Origin of the sequence: Hoyosella sp. YIM 151337 (assembly GCF_026041215.1) — a bacterium.
Classification (GTDB): Bacteria; Actinomycetota; Actinomycetes; order Mycobacteriales; family Mycobacteriaceae; genus Hoyosella.
In genome coordinates, this window is sequence record NZ_JAPEIQ010000013.1 from 252,653 (window position 1) to 266,471 (window position 13,819).

Genomic DNA, 13,819 nt, shown 5'->3' on the forward strand with positions numbered 1-13,819 from the left:
ACCCGTGTCAGCTGCGCCAGACTGACTGCAACTCGGTCCAGCTCAGCCCTTCCAGACTGGCACGCAGCACACGGCCGGGGCCGGGATGCATCGGTACAGCACATGGAACGACCAGCAGCGGGCAGCCTGCGGCTTCAGCCGCTGCGCTGCCCGTGGGCGAATCCTCGATCGCAAGGCATTCTTCAGCTGGGAACCCTAAGGCGGCGGCCGCTTTCAGGTAGGGCTCGGGGTCCGGTTTGCCGAAATCAACCTCATCACCGCACACGATCGTGCTGAACCTGTGCCTGCCGAGAGTACCTAGAGCTCGTTCGGTGAGAAAGCGTTCGGTGTTCGTCACCAATGCCATCGGCACGCCTGCGTCACCGAGCATGTCGAGCGCAGCTTGTGCCCCAGGGCGCCAATCGATCCCGTCGTCGAACAGTTCAGCCGTCTTATTGCGCAGCCACTTCGCGGCGTACGCCGCGTCTTCAGGCTCGTAAGGCAGGCCGAGATCACTGAACAGAACCGTCAGGCTATGCGCCATATTGGTTCCGACCATTGCCTCCCGCGCGGCCACGGATAACACGCCCCCGAGATGCTCAGCGAGCAGGTCGAGCGAAACATCCCAGATTTTCTCGCTGTCGAGGAGCGTGCCGTCCATGTCCCACAGGACGGCACGCATGCCCGGTTCAGACATTGAAGTACTTCGCTTCCGGATGGTGAAGGACGAACGCGTCCGTAGATTGCTCGGGATGCAGCTGCATCTCCTCGGACAGCACGACCCCGAGCCTGCCAGGCTCCAGGAGCTCAACGAGTTTCGCCCGGTCTTCGAGATCGGGGCACGCGCCATAACCGAACGAGTAGCGTGCACCGCGGTATCCGAGGCGGAAGAACTCCTGAACGTCCTCAGGATCCTCCCTAGCGACCGCGTCGCCCCCGGGCATGACCAGTTCTTCACGAACGCGTTGATGCCAATATTCGGCCAGCGCTTCCGTCAGCTGCACGCCAATGCCATGCACTTCGAGATAGTCTCGATATTGGTCCTGTGCAAAGAGCTCGTTGGCGAAGTCCGCAATCGGCTGTCCCATGGTGACCAGCTGGAAAGGCAGCACATCAACCTGGCCGAGTTCGCGAGCGCGCGCGCGAGATCTGATGAAATCAGCCACACACAGGAAGCGGTCACGCTGCTGACGCGGGAAGTCGAATGCGTACCGCACCGGTGCATCGGGATCTGGTGATTCGAGAACGTACACGGTGTCGCCTTCTGACACCGCCGGGAAGTAGCCGTACACCACCGCCGCGTGGGCGAGAATACCCTCGGTGCTCAGACGGTCGAGCCAGTAGCGCAGCCGCGGACGGCCTTCCGTCTCTACAAGTTCCTCGTAAGACGGGCCGTCGCTGCCACGTGCGCCGCGCAGGCCCCACTGGCCGAGAAAGAGCGCACGTTCGTCCAGCGTGGTCGAGTACTCCGCGAGGCTCACGCCCTTCACGATGCGCGTCCCCCAGAACGGTGGGGACGGAACGTCGATATCTTCGGCGACGTCTGATCGCGCGGGGACTTCGACCGGCTTCTGTGCGGCTTTGCGCTTCTCCGCGGTCCGCTTCGAGCGGGCGTGCCGGGCTTTACGCTCTTCTGCCTTCGCGCGGGCTTCGATCGCCTCAGGACTGTCGGGGTCAGGCCCCTCTCCGCGCTTTTCCGCCATGATCGTGTCCATCAGGCGCAGCCCTTCGAACGCGTCGCGTGCGTAAAGAACGTCGCCGTCGTACACCTCCGTGAGGTCGTTTTCAACGTAGGAACGTGTGAGGGCCGCGCCACCGAGCAGGACAGGAAAGCGATCAGCGAAGCCGCGAGAGTTGAGTTCCTCGAGGTTGTCCTTCATGACGACAGTCGACTTCACCAGCAAACCGGACATGCCGATGACGTCGGCCTTCTTTTCGACTGCTGCCTCGAGAATGTTCGCAATGGGCTGCTTGATTCCGAGGTTGATGACCTCGTACCCGTTATTGGACAAGATGATATCGACGAGGTTCTTACCGATGTCGTGGACGTCACCTTTGACGGTGGCGAGCACGATGCGGCCCTTGCCGGAGTCACCGGTGGCCTCCATGTGTGGTTCGAGGTGAGCCACTGCTGTCTTCATCACCTCAGCGGAAGTGAGCACGAACGGAAGCTGCATCTGCCCGGAGCCGAACAGCTCACCCACTACCTTCATGCCGGCCAGGAGGTTCTCGTTGATGATCGCGAGCGGTGGCTTCTCTTTCATGGCCTCGTCGAGATCGGCCGCGAGGCCGTTGCGCTCGCCGTCGATGATGCGCCGCTCAAGGCGTTCGAGCAGCGGCAGCGCAGCAAGCGCCTCGGCCCGGGATTCACGCGCCGAAGCCGCGGAGACGCCCTCGAATAGTTCCATGAACCGCTGCAGCGGGTCGTAACCGTCTCGCCTGCGGTCGTACACCAGGTCAAGCGCGACTTCGCGTTGTTCGTCACCGATTTTCGACATCGGGAGAATTTTGGACGCGTGGACGATCGCGGTATCGAGTCCAGCCTGAACGCACTCATGCAAGAACACCGAGTTCAGCACCTGACGCGCGGCGGCATTGAGACCGAACGAGATGTTCGACACACCGAGTGTCGTGTGCACACGCGGGCGGCGCCGCTTCAGCTCGCGAATCGCCTCAATGGTTTCAAGACCGTCGCGCCGGACCTCTTCCTGTCCAGTAGAGATCGGAAACGTCAGGCAGTCGACAATGATGTCTTCTTCCTTAAGACCCCAGTTCTTCGTGAGGTCCGCGATGAGCCGCTCCGCAATGCGCAGCTTCCACTCCGCGGTGCGAGCCTGGCCCTCTTCATCAATGCACAAAGCGACGACCGCCGCACCGTGCTGCCTGACCAGCCGCATGATCCGCTGGAACCGCGAGTCGGGGCCGTCGCCGTCCTCATAGTTCACTGAGTTGATGGCGCACCGGCCGCCGAGGTGTTCCAGGCCAGCCTGCAGGACATTCGGCTCAGTGGAATCCAGCATGATCGGGAGGGTGGACGACGTTGCCAGCCGACTCGCCAGTTCAGACATGTCCTTAGCGCCGTCGCGGCCGACGTAGTCGATGCAGAGATCCAGCATATGCGCGCCGTCGCGGGTTTGGTCCTTCGCGATGTCGAGGCACTTCTGGAGATCCCCAGCCAGCATGGCTTCGCGGAACGCTTTCGAACCGTTCGCGTTGGTGCGCTCACCGATCATCAAAATCGAGCTGTCCTGCTCGAACGGCACGTGTGTATACAGCGACGAGATACCTGGCTCACGCTGGACACGCCGCTGCGCCTTTTCGGTCGCGAGGATGGCCGCCCGCAACTGCCGGATGTGCTCGGGTGTGGTGCCGCAGCACCCGCCGACGAGCGAAAGCCCAAACTCCCGGACGAAGGTGCTCAGTGCGGCGGCAAGCTCTTCGGCGGTGAGGGGATACTCCGCGCCGTTCGGGCCCAGTACAGGCAAGCCCGCATTCGGCATGACCGACACAGGAAGCACGGAGTGTTTCGACAGGTGCCGGAGATGCTCGCTCATCTCATCGGGCCCGGTGGCGCAGTTAAGCCCGATCATGTCGATCCCGAGGGGTTCGAGTGCGGTCAGCGCCGCACCGATCTCGCTGCCCAGGAGCATGGTCCCGGTCGTCTCCACCGTCACATGCGTAATGATCGGCAGCCGTGAGCCAGCCGTCTCCAGTGCGTTTTGGGTGCCGATGATCGCGGCTTTTACCTGTAAGAGGTCCTGGCAGGTCTCAATCAGAATGGCGTCTGCCCCGCCATCGATCATGCCCAGGGCACATTCGGTATAAGCGTCTCGCAGCACGGCGAAGGGCGCGTGGCCAAGCGTGGGCAGCTTAGTCCCGGGGCCGACAGAACCGAGAACGAACCGCGGCATACCGTCGTCGCTCGGTCCCGTTTCATCAGCAGCCTCGCGTGCGAGCCGCGTGCCCTTTTCAGCGAGTTCGCGAATTCGATCCGAAATGTCGTAATCTGCCAGGTTCGGAAGGTTGCAGCCGAAGGTGTTCGTCTCGATCGCATCCGCACCGGCTTCGAGGTATGCGAAGTGGATATCGCGCAGCACCTCGGGCCGGGTGTCGTTGAGGATCTCATTGCAGCCCTCAAGACCCCGAAAATCATCAAGCGTCAGGTCAGCTGCCTGCAGCATTGTGCCCATTGCCCCGTCGCCGATGACAACACGCTGAGTGAGTGCATCAAGCAGGGAGCTACGATCAGACACAGGCATGGACTCCAGGGTAGTGGCAGATTTTTGGTACCCCGGCAGGTTATCCCACTTGTTGGGCCTATCAAGAATCCGCGGCGGCCGCAGCCCCAACCGCAAGGGTTTCACCACCCGATACACACAAAGTGCCGTGCGGTCGTAGGCTTCGAATGTGACCCTCCGCAAATTGACGCACGAACCGCGCTCGCTTCGCGACCCGATTCTCATCGCCGCCTTCGAAGGCTGGAACGATGCGGGTGACGCGGCGAGCGATGCTGTCGAATACCTCGAGCTCATCTGGGATGCGGAGCCCCTCGCCGAGATCGATCCCGATGATTACTACGACTACCAGGTGAATCGCCCAACCGTGCGGCTCGTTAGTGGCGTTTCGCGAGAGGTGCAGTGGCCGACGACCCGGCTCTCGTTGTGCGCGCCGCCGGGTTCCGCGCGCGATGTCGTAGTGCTGCGCGGCATTGAGCCGAATCTGCGCTGGAAAGCGTTCTGCCGCGAACTGATCGATTTTGCGGACGAACTCGGCGTGACAACAGTCGTGATGCTTGGGGCGTTACTTGCGGATACAGCGCACACCCGCCCCGTTCCAGTAAGCGGTACGGCCTATAGCGCTGAGTCCGCGAAGATGTACAACCTCGAACAAACCAAGTACGAAGGGCCGACTGGAATTATCGGCGTCCTGCAGGACGAATGTGTGCGGCACGGGATACCGGCGGTCTCGTTCTGGGCTGCGATTCCCCATTACGTCTCGCAGCCGCCGAACCCCAAAGGCACAGTCGCGCTGCTGCACCGTGTGGAAGACGTCCTCGACCTTGAAGTTCCGCTCGGTGAACTGCCAGGTCAGGCTGAGGAGTGGGAGCAAACCATCACGGAGATGGCCGAAGAGGACGAGGAGATCGCGGACTACGTTCGGGCGCTTGAAGAACGCGGCGACGCTGAGGAGGACATCGGCGAGCTCATGTCAAAAATCGACGGCGATCAGATCGCGCACGAGTTCGAGCGTTACCTGCGGCGCCGCGGGCCAGGCGGACATGGCGGTGCCAATGGCCCGGGCGGTTTCGGAATCTGAATCCGGCCGGACTCAGACGGCAGCTCTGACCCGATGGCGCGAGGGCGCCACCGACACTGCTACGCCGCCAGCTTCCACCTCATGGACTTCAACTGCGTACACGGGCGGCGCCCACACATCGATCCGGTGGCCATTGCACGAGGCATCGCCGATCTGAATGAACACTGGCCGGTCCGGATCACCACCGATGAGGAAGGTGACGGTTTCACTGTCCGGTGCCGCGAACCGTGCGGCCCCATGCTTGGGAATATCACGCGGCGCTGTTTCCGGAAATCCAGGGGATCCCGTAGCCGCGTCGAGTTCGAGGGTCTCCTCAGTTAAGTTCGTCACGCTCAGTGTGACGTTGCCGCCGTCTGTCATCCGGATCATCTCCCACCCGTATGGACTTACTCCCGCATCCGCAGCGCGAGTCATGTCCGGATGCGCTTCCTACGGGTTGTATCGCCCGCTGCCCCGGTAGCGTTTCACTATCGAAGCGAAACGCCAAGCAACGCTTCGATAACGATCGCTACGTCACCCGGTGCAGTGGTCGAGGGACCGCCCCTTGCCACTGTCTCTTCCGCCCAGAAGTCAATGGCTGCCAGTGCTTTAGGAGTATCGAGGTCGTCTGCCAGGTGCTGCCGAACACGAGCGATCATGTCATCTGCGAGCTGGGCGGACTGACGTGCCGCGGCGGCACGCCACGTAGCAAGCCGCCGCTGCGCATCCGCGAGCAACTCCGAGGTCCAGGAACGATCCGCGCGGTAATGCCCATCAAGCAGGGCCAGCCGGATCGCAGCCGGATCTACGCCCTGGCCGCGCAGCTTTGATACGAAAACAAGATTGCCGCGACTTTTCGACATCTTTTCCCCGTCAAGACCGATCATCCCGGTATGAACATAGTGACGCGCCATCCGTTGCACGCCCGTGGCGGCTTCGGCGTGCGCAGCCGAGAACTCGTGGTGCGGAAAGATCAAGTCGCTGCCGCCGCCCTGAATGTCGAACCCGGTACCGATGCGATTGAGCGCGATCGCTGAGCACTCGATGTGCCAGCCCGGGCGTCCCTTGCCGAATGGCGAATCCCAACTCGGCTCCCCCGGCCGCGCCGCGCGCCAGATAAGAGCGTCAAGCGGGTGTCGCTTGCCGGGCCGGTCGGGATCACCCCCGCGTTCGGCGAAGAACCGTCGCATCGTTTCTTCGTCGTAGCCCGATTCGTAGCCGAACTGCGTGGTCGCGTCGATCGGGAAATAGACGTCTGGGTACTCAGCGTCATCAACGACGTACGCCGCACCAGAGGCCATGAGCTTTTCGACCATTTCGATGACTTCACCGATGGATTCGACCGCACCAATGTAGTCACGCGGCGGCAGCACCCGCAGCGCTTCCATGTCTTCACGAAACAAGGCGGTTTCGCGCATACCGAGGACCACCCAGTCTTCACCGTCGCGCTGCGCCCGCTCAAACAGCGGGTCATCGACGTCGGTGACGTTCTGTACGTAGTGAACGTCGTGGCCCTGCGCGCGCAACACACGATTGATGATGTCAAAAGTCACATATGTCGCCGCGTGACCTAAATGCGTCGCGTCGTAGGGGGTGATTCCGCAGACATACATTGTGACGGTTTCGCCAGGCGTCACAGGCCGCACTGCGCGGTCGGCGGTGTCAAAAAGCCGGAGCGCGGGGCCTGCCGCGTGCAGACCCCCAGGCGAATCGGCGGCGCTGGGCAATTCAGGTGCAGACCACGACAGCATGGCACCACTGTATGTCGTTAGAACGGTGGCCAGGGAATGGGGCTCATCGGTCCGAGCCCGGAAAGCGGACGCGGAAAACGCGGGGTATCGAGGATGCGCTGAATACGCTGCTGAACGGCGCCGAGCTCTTTCGGCGAAATCAGAGTGCTGAGCTCAGCACCGAAATCGCCGGTAAGTGCCATCCCCAGGCGCTTCACGTCGGCCAGCAGGGCATCCGGAATCTCCCGTCCCGCCCAGCCCCACAGGACCGTGCGCAACTTGTCTTCCTGATGCAGGCAGATGCCGTGGTCGATGCCGAACAGAGCACCGTCCGAAGTCGCAAGGATGTGACCACCCTTGCGGTCAGCGTTGTTCACAATGAGATCGAAAACCGCTAAACGCGCGAGCCGCTCGTCATCAGCATGAGCGAGGATAACCTCAGCGTCGTCCTCGGTGACGGCGCGCAGCACCGGCAGCCACCCGCTGGGCAACGCGGCCGGTTCGAACACCCCCAGGAGGTCCGCACCGCGGGACTCGTCCTCGGTGATCCACTCCTGAACCATGCCAGGCCCGAACGGCCCATCCCGGAGCAGCGTAGTAGGCACGATATGCCAGCCGAGTTCGGCTGAGACCTCGTACGCGGCACGTTCCCGGGCAGCCAGCGTGCCGTCAGGAAAATCCCACAGCGGACGTTCGCCGCGGATCGGCTTGTAGATACACCGCACTACCGCGGCACCCCATTCGGCGTCGCAGAGGAAGCTAGCGTTACTCGCGGCGCGCAGCTGCCCAAGCACGGTTAGTGTGCCGTCGCGCAACGACTTCTGTACCTCGCCATCGGCGTTCCCGCTGCCCTCGTCGTGTGTCACCGGGACGACTCACTCGCCGAAGCCGGAGATGTCGTCGTCATCGTCCGCATCGGGGTCGACGTCAGCGGGATCGATCTCGGCGCCGCGCCGGTACCCGTTGAGCCGGATACACAGATGCCCTTCCGCGTCGAGCGGTGTCGCACACAGGGGGCACAGCGGCCGGCCCGCCGCAATCACACGTTCCGCCCGCGCGACAAATTGCCGGGCCTGCGCCGGTGAAAGGAACACGCGGACGGCGTCCGGGCCTTCCTCACTGTCACCGAGCACCACCGACTCATCGATTTCGCCTTCGGTGAACGCAAGCAGCTCGACAACAACGGTGCTCGCTTCGGAATCCCACCCGAGGCCCATGGTGCCCACCCGGAATTCCGGTTCGATCGGCGTCTGCAGCGGGCTCGAATCAGCGAGTTCGGTTTCCGGTGGCGGTATCGCCGCCCCAAACCTGCGCTGCACCTCGTCCAGCATGGCACCGATGCGTTCAGCCAGCACCTTCACCTGCTGCTTTTCGAGCATCACACTGATGACGCGCTTGTCGTGAACGGCCTGAAGATAGAAGATGCGCTCGCCGGGCTCACCGACTGTTCCAGCAATAAACCGGTCGGGAGTGCGGAAAACGTGTATGACGCGAGACATGGCACCTCCCACAGTAACGGGCACACAATAACGAGCACGAACTAATGCGCCGACAGTACGCGGCCTGAAGGACTCTCGCTCAGCGGGGGACGTCACCACCAACCACTGCATCAGAGGCGTTTGCGGCCCCGGGCTTTTCACGCGGCGCGAAGTGCGCGAAATCCGACCCGCTGTCATTGAGGTGATACAAAAATGGACGTGTCGCGGTATAGCGCACCACACTGACCGATGCGGGTTCGACGATGATGCGCTGGAATCCGTCCAGATGCAGGCCGAGCGCGTCGGCAACGATGGATTTGATGACGTCTCCATGCGTGCACGCGATCCAGAGCGCATCCCCACCATTCGCTTCCGCCAGCGCCCGGTCGTACTCCCGCACCGCCGCCACCGCCCGCGCCTGTACCTGGGCGAGGGACTCTCCCCCTGGGAAGACCACCGCTGACGGGTGCTGCTGGACGACCGCCCACAAGGGCTCTTTGACCAGATCTGTCAGCGGCCTGCCGGTCCACTCGCCGTAGTCGACTTCGATGAGCCGGGTATCGGGTACCGGCTCAAGTCCGAGTTCTTGCGCTAACGGATCCACCGTTTGCTGGCACCGCAACAGCGGAGAACACACGATAGTGCGAATCGGCACGCCGCGCAGCCGGGCAGCCAGGGCCACGGACTGCTCGAGCCCTCGCTCATCGAGCGACACGGCTTCAGTCCGGCCCGCCAGCAGTCCCGACGTGTTCGCGTGTGAACGCCCGTGGCGCACCAGCATCACTGTCATAACGCTCCAGAGTAGCCGTCACGTGGCGCTGATAACGCCGCCCGCGAGCAGACCCATGATCAACGCACCCACCACGAGGCGGTACCCCACAAACCAGTACATCGAATAGTGCTGCACAAACCTCAGGAACCAGGCGATGCACGCGTACCCGATGACGAAGGTAATGACGGTTGTCACTGCGAGCTGGGCACCACTTGCAGGCAGCCCCTCGCCAGCCGGGTCGAACGCGTCGGGCAGACTGAACAGCCCTGACGCCACAACCGCGGGGATTGCGAGCAAGAACGAGAATCGCGCCGCCGCGTACCGGGACAGACCCATCGCGAGACCTGCCGTAATCGTGCCGCCAGACCTTGAGACACCGGGGATGAGCGCCCCGGCCTGCGCAACACCCATCGCCACCGCGTCCCGCATGCGTAACTCGGTCATAGGACGCTGCTTGCGGCCCCAGTACTCCGCCGCGGCTAGCAGGAGTCCCGCGAAGATGAACATTGACGAAATGATCCACAGGTTGCGGGCTCCAGTCCGGACCTCATCCCGAAAAATGAAGCCGAGAATCCCGATCGGCAACGAGCCGATGATGAGATACCAGCCCAGTTTGTATTCGAATACGTGCCGCTCGTCCCGGTTGAAAAGGCCCCGGAACCAGGCGATCGCGACGTAGTAGATGTCCTTCGCGAAGAACACAAGAACGGCGGCTTCCGTGCCGAGCTGACTCACTGCCGTGAAGGAGGCGCCCGCATCTGTGCCGAATAGCAGTTCGTCGGCCAGCCGCAGATGGCCGGACGAAGAGATCGGCAGAAACTCCGTGAGCCCCTGGATGACTGACAACACGATCACCTGCAGCCACGACATGTGTTCAATCGCTGTCTCGCCGCCCTGGGCGAGTACGGTTACGGAGTGCCCCAAGGTCCCCGAAGTCACTGCGGAGCCTCCGGCGCCGGGCCGATCTTCATGGAGTAGTACGGTACCTCTCCCCGGGGCATGATGCGGCCGAGCGCGGCAAGTGTGCGCATTCTCGCATGAGCGGCCCGACTGTGCTGCGCGGCGCCGCGCAGCGGCAGATCCCTACGGAAAGCGCAGTCAGGCTAGCCTTTACACCATGGCCTTCCATGAGCGTCTGAAAGCGGAAACGAGCGAGGCGCACCGCGCCGCCGAAGAATCGCCCTTTGTTGATGATCTGCTCAGCGGCAAGCTGCCAGCTTCAGCGTATGCATGTTTGCTTGGACAACTGTTCCTCGTGTATCAGACGCTGGAGGACGCAGCGCGCTCACACCGCGAGAATCCAGTCGTCACGCCGTTTCTCGACGACGCCCTGTTGCGTGTGCCCGAACTTGAACGGGACCTACGCCACCTGAGCGGCGACGACTGGCTCGACCACATCGACCCAATGCCGGCCACGCTCGATTACACCAACCGCATCCGCGAGGTCGCCTACGGCTCGAACGCGGCATTTATCGCGCACCATTACGTTCGCTATCTGGGAGATCTTTCGGGCGGGCAGATCATTCGGCGCTCCCTCGAGCGTGCGTACGGTTTTTCTGATGACGGGGTGCGTTTCTACCGTTTCGACTCGATCCCGAAGATGAAGCCGTACAAAGATCGCTACCGATACGCTCTTGACTCCGCACCACTCAGCGCGCGCGAGCATGACGAACTAATCGGCGAGGCAATCCAGTCGTTTGAGCTCAACGCTGCGGTGTTCCGCGATTTGGGCCACGAACTGGCCCGGCGCTAGGCACGCTCGTTGCTGAGCCGTTCGGGCGGTCATGGTTGAGCCCTGGGGGCGAGGACAATCGGGAAAGATCGGGGCGCTATAGACACCCTAATTCTTCACAATCTGAGAGTTCCGCTGGGCTGGTCAGCCAGCCGATGTCCACCGGCTTAGCAGCGCGCGAACACCGTGTCCGTCATCGCGCTGCGCCGCTATCGTCTCCGCATCCGACACCGCGTCGCGTACGGCGGCCGCGATGCTGCGCTCGTCGCCCAGGTCCACGTCGACGACCGGCCGGTCCACAGATGCTTCGACATCGGAACTGTCAGGTACCGTAGTTTCGAGATCCGCGCGGTACACCTCGACATGAAGGGTTCTGCGGTGGAGCGCGCTGTTACGCACCTGGAAAGCGAACGTCCGGCCACGGCCGGTCTGGCCGAAACCGTGTGCGTTGGGACCGGGGGAAAGGTCGTCGATGACGAACGCAGGAGCGGCAGAGTTGTTGTGAGCTGTCATAGCGAACTCCGTGTGCCCATGGTCCACCTCGGTCCTGGTACAGCGCGCACAGCAGCGAGGGGTGGAGTTCAGCGCGACCGCCGTGGGCGCGTGCGTAACAGTTGCGTCTTCAACGATACAACCTCCAAAAGAACAATGCGGCGAATCGGGAGGAACGGGGACGTTGTCACCACTGCGTTGCGTTGATCGGCGGCGCCGGTCAAGAGAGATCATTGCGCTGACCACAGCGTTTTCCGCAGCACTCGTAGTCGGGCTGACGGGCTGCTCGTCCTCCGATGAACCCGACGTGCAAGTCGTGCCACCTGCGACCGCAGCGGAGTCGCCACCCTTAGCTGCCGCCCCTGAGGGCGACATCATTCCGCTTGATCTCCCTGTCACCGCTACTGCTTTCGACTCCGGCACAGAATCGCTCGTGCTGCTTTCCGGCCACGAACTTGTCTATTTCTCCCCGGCGGCCGACGCACCGGATAACGTCAACCGCGTCACGCTGCCAAGCGCAGGCAGCGATCTCGCTCTCGATGGGCAAGGGCACGCCCTCATCGCGGCTGGTGACTCCATCGCGCAGGTTGATTTGTCCAGTGGAGATGTAGGTTTCCTCCCTCTGGGCAACGACGAGGACGGTGGCGCAGAGTTCACCGCAGTAACCGCATTCGGCGACGGTTCAATTGTCGCCGGCACGGCGGACGGTGCTGTGCTCACCGAAGGACGCAGCGTTCCGGGGCTCGTTTCCGCTGATGTTGTGATCGCATCTGGTGAGCATCTCGCAGTCATCGACCGGCGTCAGAGCATGATCGCCGAAGTGTTCCCAGACCGGGAAACCCGCGGCTTCGCGCTCCGGGCGGGCAACGGCGCAACAAACGCGGCAACCGATGGCCGCGGCCGGGTCTTCGTCGCGAACACACGCGACGGCGAACTCCTCGTGTACTCGCTCGACCGACTCGTTCTCAGACAGCGGTATCCGGTGCCCGATTCTCCCTATGGTATTGCCTACGATGCTGGTAACGAACTCGTCTGGGTGACGCAAACCGGGCTCAACGAGGTCGCCGCCTATGTGCTGGACACGGGAATTCCGGTTGAGGTTGCGCGGTATGCCACCGTGCAGCAGCCAGATTCGGTTGCCGTGGATAGTGCTGGGGGTTATCTATACGTGTCATCCGGGACGGGTGGCGGCGTGCAGCGCATTCAGTTGGAAGCACCAGATGAGGACTGATCGGGGAGCAATGGTGTACGGCATTCTGCTGAGGGTGATGTTCCTCTTGCCACCGGAGGTCATCCACCGGTTCGCGTTCGGCATGATAAAGACTGTTAGTTTCGTCCCGCCGCTGCGCTGGCTGGCGAAAAAGGTGCTCGGAAACCACGATCCAGCACTGCGAATCAGGGCGTTCGGAGTCGATTTTCCCGCACCGCTTGGCCTCGCAGCGGGATTCGACAAGAACGCGGCCGCGATCAACTCTTGGGGGCCGCTCGGATTCGGCTATGTCGAGATCGGCACCGTGACGGCCCATCCCCAGCCCGGCAACCCTGGCCCCCGGCTTTACCGGCTGCCCGCGGACCATGCGCTAATCAACCGCATGGGCTTCAACAATCATGGTGCGGGTTTCGCCGCCAATCAGCTGCGCACGCGCCGCACATCCATCGCTGTGGGCGCCAACATTGGCAAGACGAAGGTCGTGCCCACGGGTGAAGCCATCGGCGATTACCTCGCGAGCGCGCGCCTGCTTGGTCCGCTCTCGGATTTCCTCGTTGTCAACGTCAGCTCACCGAACACGCCGGGGCTGCGCGATTTGCAGGCTGTGGAATCCTTACGTCCACTGCTCGCGGCAATTAAGGCGGCAGTGAATGTCCCTGTGCTGGTGAAGATCGCCCCCGACTTGTCTGACGAAGACGTCGACGCAATCGCGGATCTCGCTGTGGAACTCGAACTCGACGGCATCGTCGCAACAAACACGACGATCAAACGAACCGGGCTGAATACCCCTGCCGCCGAAGTGGAGGCTATGGGCCCTGGCGGACTCTCCGGCGCACCGGTGGCTGACCGTTCTCTCGAGGTTCTGCGCCGGCTCTATCGCCGGGTCGGTGACAAGATCACCCTCGTGTCCGCAGGCGGTATCGAAACGGTCGAGCAGGCCTGGCAGCGTATCGAAGCGGGCGCGACGCTGCTCCAGGGCTACACCGGGTACATCTACGGCGGCCCGCTATGGCCGCGCCGCATCAACCGCGGTATCGCGCAGCGGTTGCGCGCGCACGGATACGCAACCCTGCAAGAGGCGGTTGGCGCCGAGCATCGGCGCCGGGGCTCGAGTCTGGGCAGCTGAGGTGG

13 protein-coding genes are annotated in these 13,819 nt (G+C 62.7%); 4 read left to right on the top strand and 9 right to left on the bottom strand.

Going from position 1 to position 13,819, the window contains the following annotated elements; translation table 11 throughout:
• Nucleotides 1–7: 7 nt before the first annotated feature.
• Both ONR57_RS07340 and metH read right to left on the bottom strand, forming a co-directional pair.
• Nucleotides 8–676, bottom strand: a complete 669-nt coding sequence (locus tag ONR57_RS07340) for an HAD family phosphatase (protein ID WP_265122482.1) — start codon at nt 674–676, stop codon at nt 8–10.
• Nucleotides 669–4,238, bottom strand: a complete 3,570-nt coding sequence (gene metH / locus ONR57_RS07345) for a methionine synthase (RefSeq protein WP_265122483.1) — start codon at nt 4,236–4,238, stop codon at nt 669–671. The genes ONR57_RS07340 and metH overlap by 8 nt, the downstream gene beginning before the upstream one ends.
• Nucleotides 4,239–4,386: 148 nt before the next feature.
• Between metH and ONR57_RS07350 the strand changes: the two genes are divergently transcribed.
• Nucleotides 4,387–5,295: a PAC2 family protein gene (locus tag ONR57_RS07350; RefSeq protein ID WP_265122484.1), complete on the top strand. Its 909-nt coding sequence runs from the start codon at nt 4,387–4,389 to the stop codon at nt 5,293–5,295.
• Between the two features lie 12 nt (nt 5,296–5,307).
• On the opposite strand, the gene ONR57_RS07355 is transcribed toward ONR57_RS07350, so the two are convergent.
• The 6 genes from ONR57_RS07355 to ONR57_RS07380 form a co-directional block, all read right to left on the bottom strand.
• Nucleotides 5,308–5,709, bottom strand: a complete 402-nt coding sequence (locus ONR57_RS07355) for a hypothetical protein (protein WP_265122485.1) — start codon at nt 5,707–5,709, stop codon at nt 5,308–5,310.
• A gap of 53 nt (nt 5,710–5,762) precedes the next feature.
• On the bottom strand, nt 5,763–7,025 hold the full coding sequence (mshC, locus tag ONR57_RS07360; RefSeq protein WP_265122486.1) for a cysteine--1-D-myo-inosityl 2-amino-2-deoxy-alpha-D-glucopyranoside ligase: 1,263 nt from the start codon (nt 7,023–7,025) through the stop codon (nt 5,763–5,765).
• 17 nt (nt 7,026–7,042) lie between these two features.
• The gene (locus ONR57_RS07365) at nt 7,043–7,870 is read right to left on the bottom strand and encodes an SCO1664 family protein (RefSeq protein ID WP_265122487.1); all 828 of its coding nucleotides are present in this window, start codon (nt 7,868–7,870) and stop codon (nt 7,043–7,045) included.
• 9 nt (nt 7,871–7,879) lie between these two features.
• The gene (locus ONR57_RS07370; RefSeq protein WP_265122489.1) at nt 7,880–8,503 is read right to left on the bottom strand and encodes a DUF3090 domain-containing protein; all 624 of its coding nucleotides are present in this window, start codon (nt 8,501–8,503) and stop codon (nt 7,880–7,882) included.
• A 79-nt stretch (nt 8,504–8,582) separates the two neighbouring features.
• Nucleotides 8,583–9,272, bottom strand: coding sequence for a histidine phosphatase family protein (locus ONR57_RS07375; RefSeq protein ID WP_265122490.1), 690 nt, complete (start codon nt 9,270–9,272; stop codon nt 8,583–8,585).
• Nucleotides 9,273–9,290: 18 nt separating this feature from the next.
• Nucleotides 9,291–10,124, bottom strand: a complete 834-nt coding sequence (locus tag ONR57_RS07380; protein WP_265122743.1) for an undecaprenyl-diphosphate phosphatase — start codon at nt 10,122–10,124, stop codon at nt 9,291–9,293.
• Nucleotides 10,125–10,371: 247 nt separating this feature from the next.
• Between ONR57_RS07380 and ONR57_RS07385 the strand changes: the two genes are divergently transcribed.
• Complete coding sequence (locus ONR57_RS07385; RefSeq protein ID WP_265122492.1) at nt 10,372–11,007, top strand: heme oxygenase (biliverdin-producing); 636 nt, start codon at nt 10,372–10,374, stop codon at nt 11,005–11,007.
• 123 nt (nt 11,008–11,130) lie between these two features.
• Here ONR57_RS07385 and ONR57_RS07390 read toward each other — a convergent pair whose 3' ends face one another.
• Nucleotides 11,131–11,499: a hypothetical protein gene (locus ONR57_RS07390; RefSeq protein ID WP_265122493.1), complete on the bottom strand. Its 369-nt coding sequence runs from the start codon at nt 11,497–11,499 to the stop codon at nt 11,131–11,133.
• A gap of 163 nt (nt 11,500–11,662) precedes the next feature.
• On the opposite strand from ONR57_RS07390, the gene ONR57_RS07395 reads away from it, so the two are divergent.
• Together ONR57_RS07395 and ONR57_RS07400 are read left to right on the top strand one after the other, a co-directional pair.
• Entirely contained in the window at nt 11,663–12,709 is a 1,047-nt protein-coding gene (locus ONR57_RS07395; protein WP_265122494.1) for a YncE family protein, read from the top strand.
• 13 nt (nt 12,710–12,722) lie between these two features.
• Nucleotides 12,723–13,814 carry a quinone-dependent dihydroorotate dehydrogenase gene (locus tag ONR57_RS07400; RefSeq protein ID WP_265122744.1) on the top strand — a complete coding sequence of 364 codons (1,092 nt, stop codon included), beginning with the start codon at nt 12,723–12,725 and terminating at the stop codon, nt 13,812–13,814.
• Nucleotides 13,815–13,819: the final 5 nt, after the last annotated feature.